This is a genomic window from Pseudomonas sp. SA195, from assembly GCF_054131565.1.
The window spans coordinates 1,683,785-1,708,391 of sequence record NZ_CP096392.1 but is presented as its reverse complement, the minus strand read 5'-3'; the positions used below and the strand labels follow the sequence as shown (position 1 = coordinate 1,708,391).

The following is a 24,607-nucleotide window of genomic DNA, read 5'->3' as shown; positions in this document are numbered from 1 at the left end:
AGCGGCGCTAGTCCGTCCTGGCCGTTGTCACACATCCCGTTCCCCAGCCGATGACAGGCGGTGGGCGCGGCCCGTCACGACCCCCTCGGTGCCGGACATCCGCTCGCCGAGCCGGAATCCACTCGAGTCGAGCATGAATTCATAGACGTAGGGGTCAAAGCCACTTTCGCGCATCTTCAGGATGGCCAGGGTGCGGTAGAGACGCGACTCGAGTTCGGCGTAACGCAGCAGCACGATATTTTCGGCGATCGCCGATATGGTGGCGAACTGAAGCCCACGCTGATCGCCGACAATCTCGGCGAGCTCGGCGGTGAAAAAGGTGGTGACTCCCTCGCAGCGCAGGATGGCAGTCAGGGTACTGAGGAACCGACCCAGCCGTTGGGTGTTGATCGAGGCCTGTTTGAAGGCGTCGACGCCGTCGATGAACAGGCGTTTCGCGCCACGACGACGAACCGCAGCGATGATCTTCTCGGCGACCTCGTCTTGCAGGAATTCGGTCGGTGAATGATGGACCACCTCGACGGCGCCCTGATCGATGAGCGAACCCAGGTCCAGCCCAAGTGCGCTGGCGCGTCGGCGCAGGCGATGCGCATCTTCATAGAAACCGAACACCAGGCCCGGCTCCTCGAGCGTGCTCTGGCAGATGAAGCTCAACCCAAGGGTCGTCTTGCCGACGCCGGTTGGCCCGACCAACAAGGTCGTCGACGAATAGGGGATGCCTCCGTGGATGATCTCGTCGAGGCCCGCCGCGCCCGTCGAGAGCCGCTGGCCTCGCATTGGCACGGATCGCAACTCCCCTGTGATGGCTTCCAGCCGAGGGAACACACGAAAACCAGCGTTGGAGATCGAGGTCATATGGCGGCCGGCGACAAAATCGCTGCCCCGAAACTTGCGAACCTGAAGGTAGCGGTAGGTGCGGAAATAGTCTTCGTCGCTGCCCAGTTGCAGCCAACCGTCGACCATCGTGAATTCCGGACTGCCGGAGTCACGCTTGCTATTGGTCAGCAACAGAATGGTGCAGCCGACCACATCGGCATACACCGACAGGTCGTTGATGAACTCCCGGAAGGCTCGCTCCGAATGGGCGTTTTCTTCCAGCGCGAAGAGCCCGTCGACGACGATCAACGATGCCTGCTGGCGCTTCCCGTTGCGCGAGAGATAACGCAGCACGCCTTCCAAGCCTTCATTGCGCAAAATGTCGAAGGCGCTTTCGTAGGTGACGGACGTTCCCGCGTGCCGGTTGTCCATAAACGCCATGTTCTGCAGGTGGCGCAGCAGGCGGTGATGGGTTTCGGCCAGCAGCGTCACATACAGCGACCGCTCGCCACGGGCGGCCCAGCTGTAACAGATCTGATTGGCGAGAATTGTCTTGCCTTCACCCGGGCCGCCCTGAACGATGTAAACCGCTCGGGGCAGCAGGCCACCTTTGAGCACGGCGTCCAGGCCGGGCACGCCAGTTGGCACGCGCGCCGGGCCTGAAGTCACAGGGGAATCGGTTTCGCTCACGACAGTCACTCGTTCAGAACAATCGGAGGCATGTTAACAAATGTACCGGCCGTAGCCCGGGTCAGCCGCACATGGATCGACAACGCGATTTCGATGTCGTTTCGAGGTCGACCTGCCTATCGGCGAAACGGCGCTGCCGGCCAGGCCAGCTGGTCAGCGAATGAGCAGCCATACTGGAGCCGCCAGCACAAAACCCCTACCATGCGCCGCGAACCAGAGGACAACAACAAACGCACCTATGCACTCAGCCCGCCTGCCGCGCCTGGACTTGCGCCGACTGATCATCCTGCTCGCCATGCTCAGCGGACTGATCACGCTCAGCATCGGCTTCTATGCGAGCTACAAGGTGCAGCGCGAATCGCTCATCGACAGCACGCTCGAGGCCAACCGAGCCTACGCCGCCAAGCTTGCGGACAGCACCGAGCTCTTCTTCAGGGGCGCGCAGCAGCAGCTGGCCGTGAGCGCACAATGGCTCGCCACACGCTTCGATGACACCGCCCTGATTCACGAAGCGGACCGACTGCGACGGCAGACTGACAGCTTCAACGCCGTACTCATCACCGATGCCCACGGCGTAGTACGTGCGACCGCACCAAATACGGGCCGACTGGTCGGCCAGAAGCTCGATTCGCCTGGAGCGCGCGAGGCATTGCTAGAGCGCCGGCCTCTGATTAGCAGCCCCTACGTGTCGGCCATCGGCGAACTGGTGGTGCTCATTTCCCATCCGATCACGGCCGAGGATGGGACCTACCTCGGCTACATCGGCGGAGCCATCTACCTAAAGGATCGCAACATTCTCAACAGTCTGTTGGGCGATCACTTTTACCTCGACGGTTCCTATCTCTATGCGGTCGATCGTTCGCGCCGGCTCCTCTATCACCCCGACCCGGCACGGCTGGGCACCGTCGTGGGCGACAACCCGGTCATCGACAAGGTATTGCAAGGCAACGCGGGCAGCGAACGCGTCATCAACAGCCAGGGCGTGGACATGCTGGCCGGGTATGCCTCGTCGCGCTCGAGCGGCTGGGGCGTAGTCGCCCAGCGGCCGACGGCCGACACGCTCCACCCGCTCGACGGCCTGATGCTCAAGGTGCTGCGTGAAACAGCACCGCTCGCCCTGTTGACCCTGCTCTGCATCTGGGGGCTGGCGAGGCTGATTACCCGTCCGCTCTGGCAACTGGCGCAGAGCGCCACCGAAATGGACGCCCCTGACAGTGCCGACCGCATCCAGCGCATCCGCTCATGGTATTTCGAGGCGGCACAACTCAAGCGCGCCATGCAGCTGGGCATCAGCCTGCTACACCAGCGCATCGGCAAGCTCAATCTGGATGCCCAGACCGACCCGCTCACTGGCCTGCACAACCGCCGGGGCCTGCAATTGGCGCTCGAAGCACTCGGAACCGAGCGCCGCCCTTTTGCCGTGATCGCCCTGGACCTCGATCATTTCAAGCGCATCAACGACTCCCACGGGCATGACGTTGGCGACAACGTGATCCGCTACGTGGCACAGCTGATGACGGCCTGCTCGCGCGGCGCCGACATCTTGTGCCGCAGCGGTGGCGAAGAGTTTCTCATCCTGCTGCCGGAAGCGAACCTGGAATCGGCCCTGCTCGTCGCCGAGCGCCTGCGCCAGTGCGTCGAGCAGGACGACCTCCCCGACGTGGGGCACATCACCATCTCGTTGGGCATTGCGCTGTGGCCCTATCACGCCGTGCACATCGACCGCGTGTTCAAACTCGCCGACGGCGCGCTCTATAAGGCCAAGCAGCGCGGCCGCAACCGTTCGGAGATCGCCGAACCGGACGCCATGGGCGCGATCTGACCGGCGCCCGCCCCGGCAACCAGCCGACGCCTGGCCTCCCAAGGCAGGTTCGGCCCTGCACAAATACCTGTATACTCCCGCGCCTTTTATGCACGGTGTCCTGAGGTAACTCGATGAGCAAAGCACCTACCGTCGGATTCGTTTCGCTTGGCTGCCCCAAAGCCACGGTGGATTCCGAACGCATCCTGACCCAGTTGCGCATGGAGGGGTACCAGATCGTGCCCACTTACCAGGACGCCGACGTGGTGGTCGTCAACACCTGTGGGTTCATCGACAGCGCCAAGGCTGAATCACTGGATGCCATCGGTGAGGCGATCGCCGAAAACGGCAAGGTGATCGTCACCGGCTGCATGGGCGTCGCCGAAGACAACATCCGCAGCGTGCACCCCAGCGTGCTGGCCGTCACCGGCCCGCAGCAATACGAGCAGGTCGTCAATGCCGTGCACGAAGTGGTACCGCCCAGCATCGATCACGATCCCTTCGTCGACCTGGTGCCGCCTCAAGGCATCAAGCTCACTCCGCGCCACTACGCCTATTTGAAGATTTCCGAAGGCTGCAACCACAGCTGCAGCTTCTGCATCATCCCGTCCATGCGAGGCAAGCTTGTCAGCCGCCCGGTGGGCGACGTGCTGTCCGAGGCTGAGCGCCTGGTAAAGGCAGGGGTCAAGGAAATCCTGGTGATTAGCCAGGACACCAGCGCCTATGGCGTGGACGTCAAGTACAAGACCGATTTCTGGAACGGTCAGCCGGTTAAGACGCGCATGCTGGAGCTCTGCCAAGCGCTGTCGGGCATGGGCGTTTGGGTGCGTCTGCATTATGTATACCCCTACCCCAACGTCGATGACGTCATTCCACTGATGGCCGCCGGCAAGCTATTGCCGTACCTGGACATCCCCTTCCAGCACGCCAGCCCCAAGGTGCTCAAGGCGATGAAACGCCCGGCATTCGAGGACAAGACGCTGGCGCGCATCAAACAGTGGCGCGAGATCTGCCCCGAGCTAACCATCCGTTCGACCTTCATCGTTGGCTTTCCCGGCGAGACCGAGGAAGACTTCCAGTACTTGCTGGACTGGTTGACCGAAGCGCAGCTCGACCGCGTCGGTTGCTTCCAATATTCGCCAGTCGACGGCGCGCCCGCTGAAACATTGGGGCTTGAAGCCGTACCGGACGAGATCAAGCAAGACCGTTGGGACCGCTTCATGGCGCATCAGCAGGCCATCAGCGCCGCGCGCCTGGAGCTGAAGGTCGGCAAGGAAATGGACGTACTGATCGACGAAGTGGACGAAGACGGGGCCATTGGCCGCTCCTGGGCCGATGCCCCGGAAATCGACGGTATGGTCTATGTCGACAGCGATAAACCGCTGCAGCCGGGCGACAAAGTGCGCGTCCGCGTCACCAACGCCGATGAGTACGATTTGTGGGCCGAAGTGATCTGAGCGGCCCCAATTAACGAAAACGCCCCGCTTCTGCGGGGCGTTTTCGTTTCTGCAAGCCCGTCAGCCACGCTGCGGTGGCTGCCGCACCGGGGCGCCCTTGGCCACATAGTAGTCAGCCGTGCTGCGCGGGAGCGGATCATGCCCGCGGATCCGATCGGCAATCTTCTCGGCGATCATGATAGTGGTCGCGTTGAGGTTGCCGGTGATGATCTGCGGCATGATCGAGGCGTCCACTACACGCAGCCCTTCCACGCCATGCACCCGGCCCTGACCATCGACCACGGCCATGTCGTCCGTGCCCATCTTGCACGAGCAGGATGGGTGGTAGGCCGTCTCGGCGTGCTCGCGGACGAAGGCGTCCAGGTCCGCGTCACTCTGTGCCTCGATGCCCGGGCTGAGCTCGCGCCCGCGATACGGGTCGAGCGCTGGCTGGTTCATGATCTCGCGCGTCAGCCGAATGCCGTCACGGAATTCCTGCCAGTCCTGTTCGTACGCCATGTAGTTGAACAGGATGCTGGGGTCGACCCGCGGGTCGGTCGAGCGAATATGTACCCGTCCGCGGCTAGGCGAGCGCATCGAGCCGACATGCGCCTGGAAACTATGGCCGTCATACGCATTGGTGCCGTTGTAGCTGACCGCGACCGGCAGGAAGTGGAACTGGATGTTCGGCCACTCGAACTCGTCCCGGCTGCGAATGAAGCCGCCGGCCTCGAATTGATTGCTGGCGCCGACGCCGGAGCCCAGGAACATCCACTCTGCACCGATGGCAGGCTGGTTCCACCATTTGAGCGCGGGGTAGAGCGAAACGGGCTGCTTGCATTCGTATTGCAGGTACATCTCCAGATGATCCTGAAGGTTTTGGCCAACGCCTGGCAGGTCATGGACGACTGCTATACCAAGCCCCTTGAGCAAGGCGGCTGGGCCGACACCGGAGCGTTGCAGCACCTGTGGCGAGGCGATAGCACCGCCGCAAAGCAATACCTCGCGGCGGGCCCGGGCTGTCGCGGGCTGTTCGCGGCCACGCAGATAGGTCACCCCGACCGCGCGCTTGCCCTCGAACAGCACGCGGTCGGTCACTGCATGGGTGACGATCTGCAGGTTCGGCCGTCCCTTGGCCTGGTCGAGGTAGCCTCGGGCCGTGCTGGCCCGACGTCCGTTCGGGGTGACGGTTCGATCCATCGGCCCGAAGCCTTCCTGCTGGTAGCCATTGAGGTCGTCCGTGCGTGGATAGCCCGCCTGCACACCAGCCTCCACCATGGCGTGAAACAGCTCGTTATTGCCCGCCTTGGGAGTGGTCACGCTGACCGGGCCGTCGCCGCCATGGTAGTCGTTCGGGCCAATGTCCCGCGTTTCGGCTTTGCGGAAGTACGGCAGGCAGTCGAGGTAGGTCCAATCCTCCAGACCGGGTGATTTGGCCCAGTTGTCGTAGTCCAGCGCGTTACCGCGGATATAGCACATGCCATTGATCAGCGACGAGCCGCCCAGCCCCTTGCCACGCCCGCAATCCATGCGGCGGTTATTCATGTGCGGCTCGGGGTCGGTCTTGTAGGCCCAGTTGTAGCGGGTGCCTTGCAGCGGATACGCCAGCGCTGCAGGCATCTGGGTGCGAAAGTCCAGACGATAGTCCGGGCCGCCCGCCTCCAGCAGCAAAACGCTGACGTCGGCGTCCTCGGTCAATCGCGCCGCCAGCGTGTTCCCCGCCGAGCCGGCACCGATGATGATGTAGTCGTATTCCATGCTTCCTCCTGTTGCCGCGCGCGACTCGTGCACCGGCGCGGCCTGCCCGTCAGAACACCGAGGCGAACTCGCCCAGCTCCACCTGTACGGACTTCAACCGGGTGTAGTGCGCAAGCGACGAGATGCCGTTCTCACGACCGATGCCGGATTGCTTGTAACCACCCACCGGCATCTGCGCGGCCGACTCGCCCCAAGTGTTGATCCAGCAGATACCCGCTTCCAACCGGTGAATGAGCCGGTGCGCGCGCGCCAGATCGCGGGTGACCAGACCGGCCGCGAGGCCGTAATCGCTGTCGTTGGCGCGCCGAATCACATCCTCTTCATCGTCGTAGGTAAGCAGGCTGAGCACCGGCCCGAAAATTTCCTCGCGGACGATGGTCATCTCGTCCGTGCAGTCGGCAAAGAGGGTCGGCTCGACGTAAGCCCCCCGAGCGAGATCGCCTTGCGTCGCTCGACCGCCACCACACAGCAACCGCGCGCCTTGCGCCTTGCCCTTTTCGATGTAGCCGAGCACGTTCTGCATATGGGCGAAGCTGACCATTGGCCCGAAGTTCGTCTGTTCGTCCAACGGGTCGCCCATACGAATACGCCCGATCCGCTCAAGCAGCCTGGTTTCGAATTCCGCCGCCATGTGCCGCGGTACGAACACACGCGTGCCGTTGGTGCACACCTGACCCGAGCTGAAGAAGTTGGCCATCACGGCGATGTCCGCGGCCCGATCGAGGTCCGCGTCTTCGCACACGATCAGCGGCGACTTGCCGCCCAGCTCCATGGTCACGTCCTTGAGCGAGGACGCCGCGGCAGTCGACATGACCTTTTTGCCGGTCGCCACGCCTCCGGTAAAGGACACCTTGGCGATGCGTGGATGTTCGGTCAGCCATGCGCCGATTTCGGTTCCCGTGCCGGTCAGCACGTTGAATACGCCAGCGGGCAGGCCCGCCTCGGTAAATATTTCGGCGAGCTTGAGCGCGCTGAGCGACGTCACCTCGCTCGGTTTGAAGATCATTGCGTTGCCGGCTGCAAGTGCCGGCGCGGCCTTCCACAGTGCAATCTGGATCGGGTAGTTCCAGGCACCTATGCCGGCAACCACCCCAAGCGGCTCGCGGCGTGTGTAGACGAAGCTGGTGTCACGCAACGGGATCTGCTCGCCTTCGATGGCCGGCGCCAAGCCTGCGTAATATTCGAGCACGTCGGCGCCGGTGACGATGTCGACCGTGCGTGTTTCACTGATCGGCTTGCCGGTGTCCAGTGTTTCCAGGTGTGCCAGCGCGTCGTTGCGTTCACGCAGAATATCCACGGCCTTGCGCATCACTCGTGCGCGTTCGATGCCGGTGAAGGATGCCCAGATCCGCTGCCCCTGTTCTGCGCTGCTGACTGCGCGTTCGAGGTCTTCGGCCGACGCCTGCGCCACCTCGGCGAGCACTTCGCCATTGGCGGGGTTGATGCTTTCGAAATGGCGGCCGCTGCTGGCGTCGACGTAGGCGCCGTGGATATACAGTTGTTGCCGTGGGTAACGGGCCATGATGTACCTCTTGCGGATGTCCGTTTGGCGGCGTCTCGTGGACGCCGCCGCGGTTGGAGTTGCCGCGCACCGACGGGTAAGCCGCTGCGCGAGCGCGTCAATGACTGCCGGTAGTGCCGGGCTCGGATGCGCCGTCTGCCAAGGTCCCTTTCTCGCGCTGCAGGTGCAGGAACTGCATGTGATGCTCGTAGTGGTCGAGAATGTCCTCGATCAGCTGGCGCTTGGAATACCCCATGAGGTCGTAGCCCAGGCTGCCTTGGCGCAGGTGCGCCTCGAGCCGGTAGTAGTGCGCGCTGCTGCTGGAGGTGCGTACGGCAAAGGACGGCATGGCGCTGCGCAGCGGCCAGATCTGATAGGTGAAATCCAGCTCCGTGCCGAGGTTCACGTTGAGGATGAGATGTTCATTGCCGGCCTCACCTTCAATGATCTCCACCGGCACGCCCTTCTCGCCGAGGGCCTTCTGGATCTCTTCCATTGCGGGCCGGCAGGTCTCCTTCAGGTAGCGACGGATCTGCGACAGGCTCGGAAAACTCATGGCACGGGACAACCGCTGGCTCCAGTTCATCTGTGCATGCTCCAGCGTCGCGCGACCGGACAGATGCCCGGCGAGGCTTTTCTGGTAGCTGTCCGCCATTACCCCTTCGACATGCAGCGCCTTGAACAAGCCCACCATCATGAACACCAGCACGATTGAAAATGGCAGGCCCATGATTACAACCGTGCCCTGGAGCGCGGTCAGTCCGCCTGCGATCAACAAGGCCAACGTCAAGACGCCGATGATCGCGGCCCAGAGCACGCGCATCCACACGGGCGCATCGCTGTTGGCATCCTTGAGGATCGACGTGAAGTTGGACAACACCAGGGAGCCCGAGTCGCCCGAGGTGACGAAGAAGACAATCGCCAGCACAGTCGCAACCGTCGTGGTCAGTCCGGCCCAGGGCAGGCTTTGCAAGAACAGGTAAATCGACGATCCCGGGTTGCTGACCGCCTGGGCACCGAACTCCACCGCGCCCTGCATGACCATCTCGATCGCGCTGTTACCCATGATCGACATCCAGGCCATCATGAAAGCCAGCGGCAGCAAAAGCGTGCCGACGACGAACTCGCGAATCGTCCGGCCGCGCGAGATGCGTGCCAGGAACAGGCCAACGAAAGGCCCCCACGCGATCCACCAGGCCCAGAAGAACACGGTCCAGGCGTTTAGCCAGTCAGTGGGTTGCTCATAGGCATAGGTATCGAACGACAGGCTAATGAAGTTCGAGAAGTAGTCGCCGATGTTCATCACCAGCGCGTTGAGCAGGAAGGTCGTCTCGCCAGCGAACAGCACGAAGAGCAACAGCAGAACGGCCAGCAGCATGTTGAATTCAGACAAGCGGCGAATGCCTCGCTCGACACCGGTCGCGGCAGATATCGCCGAGAACACGACGATGAGCACCACCAGGACAGCCTGCGTGAAGGTCCCTTCCGGCACTCCAAAAATGTAATTGAGGCCGAAATTGAGCTGGATAATGCCGATACCTAGACTGGTCGCAATGCCGAACACGGTGCCCAACACCGCCGCGGTATCCACCGTGTGCCCGATCGGTCCATAGATGCCCTTGCCGAAAATGGGATAGAGCGACGAGCGGATCGACAGCGGCAACCCCTGGCGAAAGCTGAAGTACGCCAGCGACATGCCAACCAACGTATAAACGCCCCACCCGGACAACCCCCAATGCAGGAATGTCAGCTCCATGGCATGGCGCGCCGCCTGGTAGGTGCCGCCTTCACCGATCGGCGGCTCGAGAAATTGGGTAATGGGTTCGGCGATGCAGAAGAACAGCAAGTCGATCCCGATCCCGGCGGAAAACAGCATGGCCGCCCAGGTCAGTACGTTGAATTCCGGCTTCGAGTGATCGGGCCCGAGCCGAATCTTGCCGTAGCGGCTTGTCGCAATCACCACGACGAAGGTCAGGTAGGCCACAACGGCGAGAAAGTAGAACCAGCCGAAGGTGTCGGAGATCCAGCCGAGCACGGCATTGATCACGTTCAGCGATGCGTCGGTGGAAAACATCGTCCACAGCGCAAAGGCAACGATGGCAATCGCGGAACTGTAGAAGACGACCGGGTTGATACGGTCAGGGGATGGATCCTTGTCATTGGGTGAGAGCTCAGCCTCGTTCATCAGTTCGTTCTCCTGAACTTGTTCTGGCTTGGGGACATCGCGGTGCGATGGAAGCGGCAGACCGGGGCGCTGCCTTGGAGGCAGCGAAGGTCGCTGCCAAAAGAAGTCATACCGAGGTGCGGTACGCCGAATGCCACCAAAGATCGTCGCGATCTTGGCGCGGAAACAGGTGCAGCCATGCAGCCGTAAATCAAAAATAGCCTATGTTCTAAAAAAGGGCGGCTATCCTACACGAATATCGGCAACTCTGCACGCCAACCCTGGCTTTAGGCGCGTTATAGCCGACACGCGCTTCATTGCGCGCCCTTGTGACGCGCTGCGTTCGCTAAGATAGACGCCCCTACCAACGCTGCTTGCCGACATGCCTTATTACGTCTCGCCCATTGGCTTCGTCCGCTCCTGCTTCAAGGAAAAATTCGCCATCCCGCGCCAACCCCACCTGGCGCCAGCCGCGCGAGGCGTGCTGGAATTGATTGCCCCGTTTGACCAACCGACAGCCGTCGAAGGGCTCGAGCGGGTCAGCCACGTCTGGCTGCTCTTTCTTTTTCACGAAACCCTTGAGCAGCAACCGCGACTGCGGGTTCGCCCGCCGCGCCTGGGTGGCAATCGCATGGTCGGTGTTTTCGCCACGCGGGCGACGCATCGTCCCAACGGCATCGGGCAGTCGGTCGTCCGGCTGGAGCGCATCGAACCCGGTCGGCTATTTCTCTCCGGCATCGACTTGCTCGACGGCACACCTGTGCTGGATATCAAGCCGTACGTGCCCTACGCCGACTCGATTGCCGAGGCGCACAACGGCCTTGCGACCAGCGCACCGGAGATGATCGACGTCATCTGGTCTGACGAAGCACTGGCGCAGGCCAGCCAGGAGGAACAGCGGCTCGGCGAGCCGCTCGTTGAGCTGATCAGGCAGTGCCTAAGTCAGGATCCGCGTCCGGCGTACCAGACGCCACCGCCAGACCGTCGATACGGCACTCGGCTATGGGATGTCGATGTGCGCTGGCATTATCCGGATCTTCATACGATCCGAGTGATCGAAGTGGTGCGCGCCTAGCAGCAATCAGCGCGCGGGTGCTGCCTGTTGCGGTGCCGGCGTCAGCAAGAGCCGTTGGTTGCCGTACACCTTGTCCAGGTTATCACCCCTGAATGGAAAGCTCTGGTATTGACCCTTCAGCCAGGCATCGATCCCGTCCGCATAGTGCGGGCTCGCCGGGTTGCCGGACTGGCCCGAGCTGTTTAGCCCAATCATGGGTTCGTCCCGCCCGAAGTCCACCACGATGCGCATCGCCGGGATCAGCCAGGTATCGAAGCTGTCACCCCAACGATAGGCCGACACGTTCAACGTGCTGAAGTCCCCACCCGCCGCGTAGGGGCCACGGTCCAGATAGCCAGAAATCGCTTTCAGGCTGTTGCGTTGGCCCAGCGGCAGATAGGGCGCCAGCCGGCTGCTTTCTGTGCGCCACTGGTAGGTGTGCAGGCCTCCCCAGCGCCAAGCGTCGGGGTTCGCACCCTGGGCCTGCCTCATGTAAGCGACCGCGGCAGCCAGTGAGCGTGCCAGAATCCTGGGTTTATCTTCCTGCTCGGCTGTGGAGACGTCATTCCAGAATGGGCTGTCGTCCCGGCCCAGCAGATGGTCAGCCTGTGCCGAGTAGGACGCGTTGGCCATTTCCACCAGCGCCTGCCATGCCTGGCTCGTGTCTGGACCTAACTCATCGAGAAAAATCGCACGCGCCGATTCGCTCAGAAATGCCTCATACAAGGCCGCATCGGCAGAGTCAGGCGCCAGTACGCCGTCGAAACGCATTAACCGGGACAGCGCCAGGCGTGCGTCACTACGCGCTGGCTCGGCAAGCGCGTCGATCGCTGCCGTCAACGGTCCGGCCATGCCTGGCGCATCGAACATCGCCTTCAGCTTGGCCGCGAAGCGCGTCGTCTGGTCGTATTGCATCGCGATCGTGCTGCGAGTGTCCTGCTTGCCTGTGGAAAGCAGCTCGGCGATGCGCTCGGCACGCTCCGGGTAATACCAGGAATTGGACAACTGCATGCCGTAACCCTTGGGCACCGTGCGGTGGTTGGCCGTAGCCAGCCACCCTTGCGAGGGGTCCTGATCATAGGGATGCAGCATCGGATCGGCGAAACCATCCCAGTCGTAGCGGCCTTCCCAACCCGGCGACGGCAACAGACCGAGCCCTTCGCGACGGTTGGGGAAGCGCCCCGTTACCTGCCACCCAATACCCTGCTCATCGGCAAACAGAATGTTCAGCGCGGCCGCGCGAATCTCTCGCGTCGCCTCGAACGCCTGGTCGACCGACTGCGCTCGGGAGAGATCGAAGAAGGCGTCCAACGAACGATCCCCCTCGAACGGGAGGCTCTTGAATGCAATGCCGTAACCGCTGTTCATCCGGATCGGCTGTAGTGGATGCCGTCGCTCACCCAGCACGCTATTGAGCAACGGACCGTTACGGGTTTCGTAGATCGTCTCGCGGATCGGCCGCTGGCCTTTGACAATGAAGGTTTCGTGCCGCTCACGCATCGGCAACCACTTGCCGTCTGCGAGGTAGCGCCATTGGCCGCCTTCACGCCGCACCTGCTCGAGGAACAGATCCTGGGTATCGCCCATGACCATGGTCATGCCCCACGCCAGCTTGCCGTTGAAGCCAGCGACCAAGGCCGGCACGCCCGCAATGGTCACCCCGGCAGCCTGAAATTTCGGCGCTCTGATCTGCACGTAGTTCCAATACGAAGGCATCGACAACGGAAGATGCGTGTCATTGGCCAGCAATGGCTTGCCACTGCGGGTGAGGCGGCCCGAGACCGCCCAGTTATTCGAGGCCGCCACGCCGAGCATGTTCACCCCCGCGACATGCCTGGCCGCCCCTTCCACGGCAGCGAGCCCCGGGATGGTTCCGCTCAGGTCCAGCCCCGCGAGCTTCTGCGCCTCCTCGACCGGCAAGGCTTCGTCTGGATAGGTCGGCACCAGCCACGCAAGCGCGTCGCTGCCGACTTTCTGCGCCAGCACCAGTGAGGCGATTTCCTCCTGCAGGTTCATCGAAAGTCCGAAGTTGAGCAGGCAGAACACCAGCACCGAATCTTCCGGCTTCCAGTATTCCGGCTGGTAGCCGGCAGCGGCGAGATCCATAGGCAAGCGGTCGCGGTGACGGAACAGGTAAGCGTTGACGCCACGCGCATAGACTTCGAAGAACTGCTTGAGACGCGGCGAGCTGTCTCGATAAAGGACCGACGCGCTCTGACGCAGATTCACTGCCCGCATGAAACGGTCGACGTCGAGCACGCCAGGGCCTGCCATTTCCGCCAGGCGACCCTGCGCCATGAGCCGCAGGCTGACCATCTGACTCAAGCGATCGGTAGCATGGATATAGCCCAGCCCGAACAGTGCATCGTGGAAAGTCGCCGTCTCGATCAGCGGCATACCAAGCGCGTTGCGCCTGATGCTGACGCTCTTGTCGAGGCCAGTGATCGCCTGAACACCCTGCGCGGGCGGCAGGCTGTCACTGTAACGGCTATCAAGATAGGCCTGGCACCCTGAGAGCCCCCCGGCCGCCAACGCAGCCCCCAGGGCAAGGCGAAGCACAACATGTGGCAGACGCAGGGACATCGAAGGCTCCTCGCACGCAAACCCGATAGGGAAACAAGAGAATAGAGGTTGGCGGCGCACCAGATCAGGCAGCCTGTCGCCCTTTAGGCAGGGCTTCGTCGAGCAGCCAGCGCGCTGAGCGCCGGGCTTCGGCCTTGTGCTGCAGTTCCAACGCGCTGAACGACGCTTCGTGGCGACGGCGGTCGGTCTTGTCCAGGGCGTTCCAGGCGGCGTGCGTCGGCACGGTCGCTGTGGCATCGAACAGACGCTGGAAGACTTCGCATCGCGGGTCCTGGCCCAACTGCGCGTCGTAGTTGTCGAGTAACACCTTGATGCGGATGGCCCCTTCGATGAGCGGAACCTGCTCGTCGAGCAGGCTGCCTGCAAGGATACGAAGGTCCTCCGCCAGCGCAGCGTGCTGGCTGGCCTGCAGGTCAGCCAACTGCTGCTCACGTCGCCAAACCTTGCGCCATAGGTACAGGGCATAACCTGCCAGCGCTGCAACGACAAGCAGCCCGGCGACGATCAGGAGGATGGCCCAGGACGTCATATGCGCGTCAGGCTCCGTGGCACTTCTTGAATTTCTTCTCACTGCCGCACGGACAGGGGTCGTTGCGGCCGATGCTCTTCAGCGGATTACGCACGGGATCATGGCCATGGTTGCAATGCGGCCCGTGGACGTGGTGGGCGTGGTCATGGTCATGGTCATGGTCATGGTCATGGTTGCAATCGGGCCCGTGCACATGAGGTTGCTGCTGGTTCATCAGTGTCGCTACTCCGGAAGAAAGTTGCCGGGGATTATCTCGCCATTGGTTGAGATGTGCACGCCCCGACCGAGCATCAAACCGGTTTTCAGCTCGCCATCCAGACGATAGGCGATTGGCCTGTCCGGTTTTTCCAGCAGCCGGACGATGTACTTCATGTGACGCCAGAGATTGGTATGCACCGGTACTTCGTAATACTCGAACCCATGGGCCGGGACCGTCGCCCATGCGCTGGATTCTCCACTGGCCAGTTCGATTTCGTTGAGATGGACGCGATAGACGAGCCCGCGTACCGGCAGGCTCCGCTCGTTGGGATTGTCGATACGAAAGCGCAGCATGAATTGCTGTTCGAGCAATCGCGCCTTAATGATCTCGACATCCGTCAGCTGGACTTCAGGATCCTCAAAGTCACTGGAGAACCAGGTCGAGCAGCCCGCACTGACGGACAGCAACCCTAGCAGGACCACAACTCTGGATATTCTTTTTATAGGCGCGTGGTACAGCATTCCGGTACTCCAAAGGACGGCCAAGTGTAGCAAGCGGACTTCGGCCTGCAATGCACTGGTGGGCGAATTTAGCACGTCTGTGCTACGACTTTGCTACCGCCGCCTGCTAGAGCCTGAAGCCGCGATCATCGCGGGTGGATTGCCTCCTTTCACGCCTTCGGCCGCGGGGCCTAGCCAAGCAAGGCACGCGCGAGCACGCCACGGACCTTGCCAATGCCTTCATTGAGCGCCGTCTCGATCTCCGCCATGGTGATGATCCCGGCTGTCTTGCCCGCCGCAGGATTGACCACCAGCGCCAGGCACGCATAAGGCAGGCCGAGTTCACGTGCCAGTACCGCTTCGGGCATCCCGGTCATGCCCACGATGTCGCAACCGTCTCGCTCCATCCGCGCGATTTCGGCAGCCGTTTCCAGCCGGGGGCCCTGCGTACAGCCATAAACGCCGTGGCTGCTGTACGCATAACCTTCGGCGGCAAGCGCGGCAATCAATCGCTGGCGCAACGACTCATCATAGGGAAAGCTGAAATCGACATGGGTGACGTGCTCGATGTCGCCATCGAAGAAGGTGTGCTCGCGCCCGTGCGTGTAGTCGATCAGCTGACGCGGCACGCAGAGGTGACCGGCCGCCATCGCAGCGTGAATGCCGCCGACGGCGTTGACCGCGATGACTGCCTCGGCACCCGCCTGCTTCAACGCCCACAGATTGGCGCGATAGTTGACCTGATGCGGAGGAAGCCGGTGCGGGTGCCCATGACGTGCAAGAAACAACACCTCGTTACCGGCATACTCGCCGCGCAGGATATCGGCAGACGGCGGACCGTAAGGCGTCTCGATGAAATGTGCTTCGCTCAGGGCCAGGCCAGCTAATTCAGTCAGGCCAGTACCGCCGATGATGGCGTGGACAGTCATGCGTTTTCCTTGCCTCAGGCGATCAGGCCAGCCGCTTTGAGACGTTCGATGGCAGCTCGCCAGTGCGGATTTTGCTTGTATTCCAGGGTGCCGATCACGCGTCGGCGCATGGTCGCCAGCGTCCCGGGCGCCCGCACCTCCATCCGCTGCAGCGCGGTCAGGGCCAGCTCGGCAGCAGCACGATCATTACAGACGAGGCCCATGTCACAGCCAGCCTGCAATGCGGCCTTGATGCGACCGGCCGCATCACCCGCAACGTGCGCGCCGGCCATCGACAGATCGTCACTGAAGATCACCCCGCCGAAGCCGAGCTCGCCACGGAGCATGTCTTGCAACCAGCGGCGGGAGAAGCCGGCCGGCTGGTCGTCAACGGCGGGATAGATGACATGCGCGGGCATGACAGCATCCAGCTCGAAACCCAACTGACGGAACGGCAGCATGTCCTGCTGGCGAATCAGTTCTAACGGGCGCTCATCAACCGGAATGGCAACATGCGAATCGGCCTCAGCCCAGCCATGTCCAGGGAAATGCTTGCCGGTCGCTGCCATCCCCGCACGGCGCATGCCACGGATGAATGCTCCGGCGAGTTCGCCGACGCGCTGGGGGTCGCCACCGAACGACCGAGCGCCAATCACCGCACTGCGCTGGTAATCCAGGTCCAGGACCGGCGCGAAGCTGAAATCCAGCCCGACGGCCAGCACCTCCGTGGCCATGACCCAACCACAGGTTTCGGCCAGCTGTGGAGCATCGTCGCGACTGGCCAGCTCCCCCATTGCCGGGAGGCGTACGAAATCCCGGCGCAAGCGCTGTACACGCCCGCCCTCCTGGTCTACGGCGAGGAGCAGATCAGGACGAATGGCGCGAATAGCACGCGTGAGCTCGCTCACCTGCTTTGGGTGCTCGATGTTGCGAGCGAAGAGAATCAGGCCACCTACCTCCGGTTGCCGCAGAAGATGACGGTCTTCCGCAGTTAACCAAGTGCCGGCGATGTCCAGCATCAACGAACCTTGCATCAGGATGTGGTTCCTTCATCCAGCACTGCGCTTGCCCACGTCGGGCATGCCGCCTCCTCGATCCTCACTTCGCAACCGGCCGGCACGAGAGAAAAGAGAGCGAGCAAATCCGCATTGCGCAGCCGGATGCAGCCATGAGAAAGCGGCACGCCCATGGGCTCGGTATCGGGCGTGCCGTGCAAATAGATGTAGCGACGGAACGTGTCGACCTGCCCCATGCGGTTGAAGCCTGGTTCGCAGCCGCTGAGCCAGAGGATACGGGACAGAATCCAGTCGCGGCCGGGAAATTGAGCATGCAGCGCCTGGCTCCAGATCTCGCCTGTCCAGCGACGGCCCCGAAGCACGGCACCTTCTGGCAAACCGTCGCCTATGCGCGCACGAACCCGGTGACGCCCACGAGGTGTGCAACCGGAGCCGTTTTGCTCGCCAGCGCCGTTGAGCGCCGTAGAGACCGGGATGCGAACCCGCATCTGATTACGGGCGAAGCCGTACAGCTGTTGGTCAGCGATAGATATATGGAGAAGATCGAGTTCGGACATAGGCCGGTAGCTTATCCGATCGACCCAGGCCGGTGAACTCAACCCTTGGCAGGCAATGCCAACGCATTACGCCTGGCGATCGGATGAGCCTGCGCCAATGACGGGTCGAGCCCGACTGAATCGGCACGCATGCCGGCAGCGAGGAACGGCACCATCATACGCATGACCTGCTCTGTCGACGTCTTTGCGCCGAAGTCGTTTTCGGCCATCGCACGGAGTGCCTTGATTCCCGACATGCTGAACGCAGCGGCCCCAAGCATGAAATGCACGCGCCAGAACAGCTCGATAGGCGGGATAGCCGGCGAGGTCTCGTGCACACGCATCATGTAACGGCGGAATACCTTGCCGTACATATCCTCCAGATAGCGACGCAGGTGACCTTGGCTTTGGCTGAACGACAGTCCCAACAGGCGCATGAAGATCGACAGGTCATCGCCGCTGCGTGGCTTTACCGCGAGCGCCTGCTCTACCAGGATTTCCAGTAATTCTTCGAGCGTATCGGTCTTATCGGACTGCGCTTCGCGCCGGTCGAGCTCGCGCTCCAGGCTGGCACAGAAGGGGCCGAGAAACCGGGAGAACACTGCCTGGATCAGCGCCTTCTTCGAGCCGAAGTGGTAGTTGACCGCAGCGAGGTTGACCCCGGCCTTGCTGGTGATCAGGCGAAGTGACGTTTCGGCGAAGCCTTTTTCTGCAAACAGCTGTTCCGCTGCGTCCAGAATTCGCTCGACTGTTTCCGACTGCGCCATGCCTGCTCCCGCACACCAAACAAGTGTTTGAAACTTACGTTCCGGCCTTTACCAAGTCAACCTGAAACCCCTGGACACCCGGCTCGGAGGCCGAAAGCTTGCACCATGCCCGCACCTGGCTCAACCACACAACGATTGCCATGACCAATACACTGTATATAATCCCAGCACCTGTATATAAGAACAGAGTGCCTCCATGATCAAACTGACCCCGCGGCAGTCGGAAATCCTCGCCTTCATCAAGCGCTGCCTCGAAGACAACGGCTACCCACCGACACGTGCAGAAATTGCGCAGGAGCTAGGGTTCAAGTCACCGAATGCCGCCGAGGAGCACCTTAAGGCATTGGCGCGCAAGGGCGCTATCGAGATGACCCCTGGCGCCTCTCGTGGCATCAGGGTGCCAGGCTTCGAACCTGCCGCAGAGGACAGCGGGCTACCAGTGATTGGGCGAGTGGCGGCCGGCGCCCCCATTCTTGCAGCACAGAACATCGAAGAATCTTGTCAGATCAACCCTGCATTTTTCCATCCCCGTGCCGATTACCTTTTGCGCGTCCGTGGAACGAGCATGAAGGATATCGGGATATTCGATGGTGACCTGCTTGCAGTGCACACCACGCGCGAAGCCCGGAATGGCCAGGTCGTGGTAGCACGCTTGGATGATGAAGTGACCGTCAAACGCTTCAAGCGAGAGGGCAACAAGGTCTGGCTATTGGCCGAAAATCCCGAGTTCGCCCCAATTGAAGTCGACCTTGAGCAGCAGGAACTGGTGATAGAAGGCTTGAGTGTCGGCGTGATTCGCCGTTAAGGAGAGGTTCATGCAGTATCAACCACTACCCGTTGCAGGCAACCCGCCACAGCTGTCCCTGTTCGAGGGAATGCTTTCCCAAGCCGTAAGCCCCTTCAGCAAGATTCAGGTGACAGCCCCCGCTGAAGAACGTCTCAGCGAAATGATGTTGACCGGTAGCGAAGCGCATTGCCGGCTGCTGATTGCACCTATTCTTCGCGATCTTAGCCAGGCTGCTGACACCCGTTGGCTAACGCTGATCGCACCGCCCGGCTCACTTTCGCATGGTTGGCTGAAGGAAAGCGGCTTCAACCGAGACCGCATCTTGCTCTTGCCCGAGAAAGCCACTCAAGGCGCACTTGACCTTGCCTGCAAAGCGCTGATGTCCGGTTGCAGCCATACAGTGATTACCTGGTTCGACCGCTTGGACCGTAACAGCAGGGCCAAGCTACGCGCCGCGGCCGAACAGGGCGGCGCTCAAAGCTTGAACATCCGAATGGCCTGAACCCGGCCATGGAAACGGCACATGGAAAGTGCCGGACGTTAAATCAGGGCGCAACGCCCCTCTCACTCAATGCAGGACGCGTGGCGCCTCTTCCTGCTCGATTTCCCCTTCCGACATCCGCCCCGCCATCTGAACACCCACATTGAACATCGCTTTGGCGATTTCCACATGCTGCCCTTGCAGGAATGCTTTCGCGTCGTCGGAGAAATCCAGCGTTACCAGCACCCCTTCGTCATCGGCGCGACGCAACACGATGCTGCCATCGGGGAGCTCGACGATTTCAAGAAATGAGGTTGGCATAGGACTGGCTCTCTCGTGAAAGGCCGGCATTGTAGCAGCCACCGACTTGACCGCCAGCCCTCACCTTCGAGATCCACGGACTGGCATTCGATCGCGGATGCACCGGACCTTCACCGCGCAGTAGCATGGCCCGTCGGGGCTTGTGCAGCCCAGCCATGCGGACCCAACCCCTATGACGTCGCGGACCTACTTGCTCACCGCTCTGGCCATGCTTGCCTTCGCCGGTAACTCATTGCTGTGCCGCGCCGCGCTGCGGGACAGCACAATCGATCCGGCCACGTTCACGGCGTTACGCCTGTTCGCTGGCGCCGGTGTGCTCTGGTTAATCGTGCGTATGCGAGCGAAGACAACCGCGCCCGCCGGGAGCTGGCGCGGCGCGCTCGCCCTGTTCGCGTACGCCGCTGCGTTTTCCTATGCCTACGTCCAGCTCGACGCCGGCGCTGGGGCATTACTGCTATTCGGAGCAGTCCAGCTCAGCATGATCGGGTGGGGCCTATTGTCCGGCGAACGCCTAGTGGCCATGCAGATCGGCGGCATGCTTCTGGCTGCCGCCGGCGTGGTCGCGCTCCTGCTTCCGGGTGCAAGCGCGCCCCCGTTGGTAGCTTCGCTGCTGATGGTTGTATCAGGCGTCGCGTGGGGGGCGTACTCGCTAATGGGCAAAGGAAGGCCGAACCCGCTGGCAACCACAGCGGGCAATTTCGCGCGCGGGACGCCTATCGCGGCAGCTTTGTGCGTGGCCGCGATGGCGCGGCTAGACTGGGATTCGACCGGCGCGCTGTATGCCTTAGCGTCCGGCGCCCTGACGTCGGGGATCGGCTACGCGATCTGGTATGCCGCACTACCGGGACTCAGCGCCGTTCAGGGTGCCAGTGTCCAGTTGAGCGTACCGCTGATCACAGCCCTCGCTGGAAGCCTGTTGTTGGGTGAAAGCCTTACCGGGCGCATCGTGCTCGCCGGCTTGGCCATTCTCGGGGGCATCGCGCTCGTGCTTCTTCCACGGCAGCGAACCCGAGGCGTTACCACTCGGTAAGCGCCTCACGAAAACGCAGCGCCAGTGCCTTGAGGTCTTGCCGCCAGGTTTCGACCTGCTCGCGAGACAACGCCGGGCGTTCTTCGCCAATGCTCACCGCTTCGATGATCGGCAGGCTTGGGTCTGTCTTGGCCTTTGCGGGTGCGCGCGGTGGCTCGAACAATCCAGCATGCGCTTTGAGCAATTGCGCAAGCCAGGTTTCGTCGTTCGCCGTGAGCTCCATGAGTTCGCTGAACTCCGGGCTGGGGCTGGCCTGGCCAATCAGCATCGCCTCGACACGGGGTTCGCCGGCGTTGGGCAGGCGGTAGTAACCGGCGACCTCATGGCACAAGCCAAGCACGGCGCCATACAGGTGGAATAAGCTCGCCTCCCGCTCGGCCTGGATCAGGCCGGGCGCATTCAGCCCGCTCTTTTCCTCGGCGCGTCGCCAGCTTTCAAGGGACAAACCGGCAAAGTAGATTTTCTGGTTGGTCCGCGTATAGAGCTCGTGCGCCATGGCGGTGGTCTCCACTGAGTTGAGGTTGAGCCGGAGCACCTATGTGGCGGCCGGCCCAAGTGGATGTTACTTCGGAGTGCTCTTGTCTTCGACCTTCCACTTGCCGCCATCGAAGAATGCCTTCCAGCCGGTCGGCTTTCCGTTGACCTCCGATTGCACGTATTGCTCTTTGGTCTTGCGGCTGAAGCGAATGACTGCGGGGCGCCCCTCCGGGTCTTGCTGCGGCGCATCGAGCAAGAAATGGTATTTCGGATCGATCTCGTCGCGGTGAGAAATGAGCTCCTTGACCAACGGTGCACGGGTTTCGCGATTCTTCGGGAACTGGCTCGCCGCCAGGAACAGGCCGGACGCGCCATCGCGCAGGACGTACGTGTCATCCACCTTCTCGCACTTGAGCTCCGGCATTTTCACTGCATTCATCTTCGGCGGCGCCGCCTCGCCATTGCGTAGCAGCTTGCGCGTGTTCTTGCATTCGGCGTTGGTGCAACCGAAGAACTTGCCGAAGCGCCCAGTCTTGAGCTGCATTTCGCTACCGCATTTGTCGCATTCGAGGCTTGGGCCTTCGTAGCCCTTGATCCGGTACTGACCTTCTTCGATTTCGTAACCAGTACAGTCGGGATTGTTGCCACAAATATGCAGCTTGTGCGTCTCGTCTAACAAATAAGCATCCATCGCGGTGCTGCAGATCGGGCAACGATGCTTGCCCAGCAGCACGCGGGACTCGGACTCGCCTTCGTCATCCGCGGCGATCTCGTCACCCGGAACCAGATTGACGGTCGACTTGCAGCGCTCCTTGGGAGGCAGGCTGTAGCCCGAGCAACCCAGGAATACGCCGGTCGAAGCCGTACGGATCATCATCGGCCGGCCACAAACTTTGCAGGGAATGTCGGTCAGCGTCGGCTGGTTGGCGCGCATACCGTTCTCGCTGCCCTCGGCAAGCTCAAGCTTGTTGCGGAAGTCACCGTAAAACTCATCGAGTACGTGCTTCCACTCACGCTCGCCCTGGGCCACGTCGTCGAGGTGCTCTTCCATGCCGGCAGTGAAGCCGTAGTCCATCAGGTTATTGAAACTCTCGGAGAGCCGCTCGGTGACGATGTCGCCCATCTTCTCGGAATAGAAGCGGCGGTTGTGCAGCGAGACGTAGCCGCGGTCCTGGATGGTCGAGATGATCGCCGCATAGGTCGACGGCCGGCCGATGCCGCGCTTTTCCATTTCCTTGACCAGGCTGGCCTCGGAGTAACGCGCCGGCGGCTTGGTGAAGTGCTGGCTCGGGTCGAGCTTGACCAGCTTCATCCCGTCGCCCTTGTTCATTTCCGGCAGTACATCGTCCTCACCGCTCTTGCTCTGCTGCGGCATCACCTTGGTATACCCGTCGAACTTGAGGATGCGCCCCTTTGCACGCAATTCGAAGTTGCCGGCTGTCACAGTCACGCTGGTGGACAGGTATTGAGCCGGCGGCATCTGGCAGGCCACGAATTGGCGCCAGATCAGGTCATAGAGGCGCTCCGCGTCGCGCTCCATGCCAGACAGCTGGTTCGGCCGAAGGTTGACGTCCGAAGGGCGGATGGCTTCGTGGGCCTCTTGTGCACCCTCCTTGCTGGAATAGAAGTTGGGCTTCTCCGGCAGGTACTTGTCGCCGAACTCGCCTTCGATAAAGCCACGGACCATGGTCAATGCATCGGCGGACAGGTTGGTCGAGTCGGTACGCATATAGGTGATGTAGCCCGCTTCGTAGAGTCGCTGCGCCATCATCATGGTTTTCTTCACGCCGAAACCGAGGCGATTGCTCGCCGCCTGTTGCAGCGTCGAGGTGATGAAAGGTGCCGAGGGCTTGCTGCTGGTCGGCTTGTCCTCGCGCTTGGCCACGCTGTAGCTGGCGCCCTTGAGCTGCTCCAGCGCTGCCATGGCATGGCTCTCATTCAGCGGCTTGAAAGCCTCGCCGTTCTCACGCGCCACCTCGAAGCGAACCTTGGCGTCGCTAGAGGTTGCAAGATCGGCATGAACTTCCCAGTACTCCTCCGGCACGAAGGCGCGGATCTCGCGCTCGCGTTCGACGACCAGCTTTACGGCGACGGACTGCACGCGGCCGGCAGACAAGCCGCGGGCGATCTTGGCCCACAGCAGCGGGGAGACCATGTAGCCAACCACACGGTCAAGAAAGCGCCGCGCCTGCTGCGCATTGACACGGTTGATGTCCAGGTCGCCCGGCTGAGCGAAGGCCTCCTGGATGGCCTTCTTGGTAATTTCGTTGAACACCACGCGCTTGTATCGGCTGTCATCGCCGCCTATCGATTCGCGTAGGTGCCAGGCGATGGCCTCCCCCTCTCTATCCAAGTCGGTCGCGAGATAGATGGTGTCGGCTTCCTTGGCCAGCCTACGCAGTTCGTCAATGACCTTTTCTTTGCCAGGGAGAATTTCGTAGCGAGCCTTCCAGCCATGCTCAGGATCGACGCCCATCCGCGCGACCAACTGGCGCTTGGCCTTCTCCTTCGGTGACAAAGCAGGTGCCTCGGCGGCGGCTTTGCCCCGCTTGGCCGGCTCGCGAACGGCCGAGCCGCTGGTGGGAAGGTCGCGGATGTGGCCGATACTCGACTTCACCACGTACTGGTTGCCCAAATACTTGTTGATTGTCTTGGCCTTGGCCGGTGATTCCACGATGACCAGCGATTTACCCATGGAGAGGAAGGTTCCTGAATCTAGAGATGGCTTTAAGAGTGGATCGGCGGCGCAGCACACCACAGATCGGTACCGCAGAAAGAAGCGAAGCAGGCCAGTCCAGCGCTGCGGTGAGGCAACGAAATGCCTCGGAAATCTTCCATACCCACTGCGAAATCCCTTGGCAGCGCCGCTGCCCGGTGGGTCTTTTTACCAATCCCGGCAGCGCACGGCGATGCACGCTCTGCTGGAAAAGCACCGCTATATATAGTGGCGACGGACGCAAGGTCAAGCACGAGGGTTAAGCCCAGGCTCATCCATGGCCTTCAAAAGCGGCTGGGTTCCGCCTCGATCAAGGCGAAGCGCGGCAGCGTCTCACCATCGACATCGACCGTTTCGACGAACATCGACAGGGGCCGTACCCATAGCCCGAAATCGCCATAGAGCGCCTGGTAGAACACCACGGGCTCCTCCGTTTCGGAATGGGTGGCAACCGCGTAGACCCGGTATTCCGGGCCTTTGTAATGGCGGTAACGGCCAGGCGTTACTTGCATCTGAATTCTCCGTCCGAGCACTGCT

At 61.8% G+C, this 24,607-nt stretch carries 22 protein-coding genes; 6 read left to right on the top strand and 16 right to left on the bottom strand.

Annotated features, from left to right (window positions below; translation table 11 throughout):
• Positions 1 to 27: 27 nt before the first annotated feature.
• Positions 28 to 1,506 carry an RAD55 family ATPase gene (locus tag M1D78_RS07945; protein WP_437419763.1) on the bottom strand — a complete coding sequence of 493 codons (1,479 nt, stop codon included), beginning with the start codon at positions 1,504 to 1,506 and terminating at the stop codon, positions 28 to 30.
• 238 nt (positions 1,507 to 1,744) lie between these two features.
• On the opposite strand from M1D78_RS07945, the gene M1D78_RS07940 reads away from it, so the two are divergent.
• Together M1D78_RS07940 and rimO are read left to right on the top strand one after the other, a co-directional pair.
• Complete coding sequence (locus M1D78_RS07940; RefSeq protein ID WP_437419764.1) at positions 1,745 to 3,328, top strand: diguanylate cyclase; 1,584 nt, start codon at positions 1,745 to 1,747, stop codon at positions 3,326 to 3,328.
• Positions 3,329 to 3,441: 113 nt separating this feature from the next.
• Positions 3,442 to 4,764, top strand: a complete 1,323-nt coding sequence (gene rimO, locus M1D78_RS07935; RefSeq protein ID WP_437419765.1) for a 30S ribosomal protein S12 methylthiotransferase RimO — start codon at positions 3,442 to 3,444, stop codon at positions 4,762 to 4,764.
• A gap of 60 nt (positions 4,765 to 4,824) precedes the next feature.
• Here the strand turns inward: rimO and betA are convergent, their stop codons facing one another.
• The 3 genes from betA to betT all read right to left on the bottom strand — a co-directional run bounded on the left by betA (position 4,825) and on the right by betT (position 10,187).
• Positions 4,825 to 6,501 carry a choline dehydrogenase gene (gene betA, locus M1D78_RS07930; protein ID WP_437419766.1) on the bottom strand — a complete coding sequence of 559 codons (1,677 nt, stop codon included), beginning with the start codon at positions 6,499 to 6,501 and terminating at the stop codon, positions 4,825 to 4,827.
• Positions 6,502 to 6,550: 49 nt separating this feature from the next.
• Positions 6,551 to 8,023 carry a betaine-aldehyde dehydrogenase gene (betB, locus tag M1D78_RS07925; RefSeq protein WP_437419767.1) on the bottom strand — a complete coding sequence of 491 codons (1,473 nt, stop codon included), beginning with the start codon at positions 8,021 to 8,023 and terminating at the stop codon, positions 6,551 to 6,553.
• 97 nt (positions 8,024 to 8,120) lie between these two features.
• On the bottom strand, positions 8,121 to 10,187 hold the full coding sequence (gene betT, locus M1D78_RS07920; protein WP_437419768.1) for a choline BCCT transporter BetT: 2,067 nt from the start codon (positions 10,185 to 10,187) through the stop codon (positions 8,121 to 8,123).
• A gap of 361 nt (positions 10,188 to 10,548) precedes the next feature.
• On the opposite strand from betT, the gene tsaA reads away from it, so the two are divergent.
• Complete coding sequence (gene tsaA / locus M1D78_RS07915; RefSeq protein ID WP_437419769.1) at positions 10,549 to 11,241, top strand: tRNA (N6-threonylcarbamoyladenosine(37)-N6)-methyltransferase TrmO; 693 nt, start codon at positions 10,549 to 10,551, stop codon at positions 11,239 to 11,241.
• A 6-nt stretch (positions 11,242 to 11,247) separates the two neighbouring features.
• On the opposite strand, the gene M1D78_RS07910 is transcribed toward tsaA, so the two are convergent.
• From M1D78_RS07910 to M1D78_RS07875, 8 genes are all read right to left on the bottom strand, one after another.
• Entirely contained in the window at positions 11,248 to 13,803 is a 2,556-nt protein-coding gene (locus tag M1D78_RS07910) for a penicillin acylase family protein (protein ID WP_437419770.1), read from the bottom strand.
• Between the two features lie 64 nt (positions 13,804 to 13,867).
• Positions 13,868 to 14,332, bottom strand: coding sequence for a DUF2489 domain-containing protein (locus M1D78_RS07905; RefSeq protein ID WP_437419771.1), 465 nt, complete (start codon positions 14,330 to 14,332; stop codon positions 13,868 to 13,870).
• A 7-nt stretch (positions 14,333 to 14,339) separates the two neighbouring features.
• Positions 14,340 to 14,546 carry an SEC-C metal-binding domain-containing protein gene (locus M1D78_RS07900; RefSeq protein ID WP_437419772.1) on the bottom strand — a complete coding sequence of 69 codons (207 nt, stop codon included), beginning with the start codon at positions 14,544 to 14,546 and terminating at the stop codon, positions 14,340 to 14,342.
• A gap of 8 nt (positions 14,547 to 14,554) precedes the next feature.
• Positions 14,555 to 15,052 carry an LEA/WHy family protein gene (locus M1D78_RS07895; RefSeq protein ID WP_437419773.1) on the bottom strand — a complete coding sequence of 166 codons (498 nt, stop codon included), beginning with the start codon at positions 15,050 to 15,052 and terminating at the stop codon, positions 14,555 to 14,557.
• Positions 15,053 to 15,222: 170 nt separating this feature from the next.
• Positions 15,223 to 15,960 carry an S-methyl-5'-thioinosine phosphorylase gene (locus tag M1D78_RS07890; protein WP_437419774.1) on the bottom strand — a complete coding sequence of 246 codons (738 nt, stop codon included), beginning with the start codon at positions 15,958 to 15,960 and terminating at the stop codon, positions 15,223 to 15,225.
• A gap of 14 nt (positions 15,961 to 15,974) precedes the next feature.
• The gene (nagZ, locus tag M1D78_RS07885; protein ID WP_437419775.1) at positions 15,975 to 16,973 is read right to left on the bottom strand and encodes a beta-N-acetylhexosaminidase; all 999 of its coding nucleotides are present in this window, start codon (positions 16,971 to 16,973) and stop codon (positions 15,975 to 15,977) included.
• Entirely contained in the window at positions 16,973 to 17,512 is a 540-nt protein-coding gene (locus tag M1D78_RS07880) for a L,D-transpeptidase family protein (RefSeq protein ID WP_437419776.1), read from the bottom strand. The genes nagZ and M1D78_RS07880 overlap by 1 nt, the downstream gene beginning before the upstream one ends.
• Before the next feature lie 38 nt (positions 17,513 to 17,550).
• Entirely contained in the window at positions 17,551 to 18,258 is a 708-nt protein-coding gene (locus M1D78_RS07875; RefSeq protein ID WP_437419777.1) for a TetR/AcrR family transcriptional regulator, read from the bottom strand.
• Between the two features lie 196 nt (positions 18,259 to 18,454).
• Here M1D78_RS07875 and lexA point away from each other — a divergent pair, with 196 nt between their 5' ends.
• Together lexA and sulA are read left to right on the top strand one after the other, a co-directional pair.
• The gene (gene lexA / locus M1D78_RS07870) at positions 18,455 to 19,063 is read left to right on the top strand and encodes a transcriptional repressor LexA (RefSeq protein WP_437419778.1); all 609 of its coding nucleotides are present in this window, start codon (positions 18,455 to 18,457) and stop codon (positions 19,061 to 19,063) included.
• A gap of 10 nt (positions 19,064 to 19,073) precedes the next feature.
• Positions 19,074 to 19,547: an SOS-induced cell division inhibitor SulA gene (gene sulA / locus M1D78_RS07865; protein ID WP_437419779.1), complete on the top strand. Its 474-nt coding sequence runs from the start codon at positions 19,074 to 19,076 to the stop codon at positions 19,545 to 19,547.
• A 66-nt stretch (positions 19,548 to 19,613) separates the two neighbouring features.
• Here the strand turns inward: sulA and M1D78_RS07860 are convergent, their stop codons facing one another.
• On the bottom strand, positions 19,614 to 19,847 hold the full coding sequence (locus M1D78_RS07860) for a hypothetical protein (protein WP_437419780.1): 234 nt from the start codon (positions 19,845 to 19,847) through the stop codon (positions 19,614 to 19,616).
• A 172-nt stretch (positions 19,848 to 20,019) separates the two neighbouring features.
• Between M1D78_RS07860 and M1D78_RS07855 the strand changes: the two genes are divergently transcribed.
• Positions 20,020 to 20,877 carry a DMT family transporter gene (locus M1D78_RS07855; RefSeq protein ID WP_437419781.1) on the top strand — a complete coding sequence of 286 codons (858 nt, stop codon included), beginning with the start codon at positions 20,020 to 20,022 and terminating at the stop codon, positions 20,875 to 20,877.
• On the opposite strand, the gene M1D78_RS07850 is transcribed toward M1D78_RS07855, so the two are convergent.
• The 3 genes from M1D78_RS07850 to M1D78_RS07840 all read right to left on the bottom strand — a co-directional run bounded on the left by M1D78_RS07850 (position 20,864) and on the right by M1D78_RS07840 (position 24,582).
• Positions 20,864 to 21,373, bottom strand: a complete 510-nt coding sequence (locus tag M1D78_RS07850) for a DUF6586 family protein (RefSeq protein WP_437419782.1) — start codon at positions 21,371 to 21,373, stop codon at positions 20,864 to 20,866. The genes M1D78_RS07855 and M1D78_RS07850 overlap by 14 nt on opposite strands.
• Before the next feature lie 66 nt (positions 21,374 to 21,439).
• Positions 21,440 to 24,049 carry a type I DNA topoisomerase gene (gene topA, locus M1D78_RS07845; protein WP_437419783.1) on the bottom strand — a complete coding sequence of 870 codons (2,610 nt, stop codon included), beginning with the start codon at positions 24,047 to 24,049 and terminating at the stop codon, positions 21,440 to 21,442.
• 305 nt (positions 24,050 to 24,354) lie between these two features.
• Positions 24,355 to 24,582, bottom strand: coding sequence for a DUF1653 domain-containing protein (locus M1D78_RS07840; protein ID WP_437419784.1), 228 nt, complete (start codon positions 24,580 to 24,582; stop codon positions 24,355 to 24,357).
• Positions 24,583 to 24,607 lie beyond the last annotated feature (25 nt).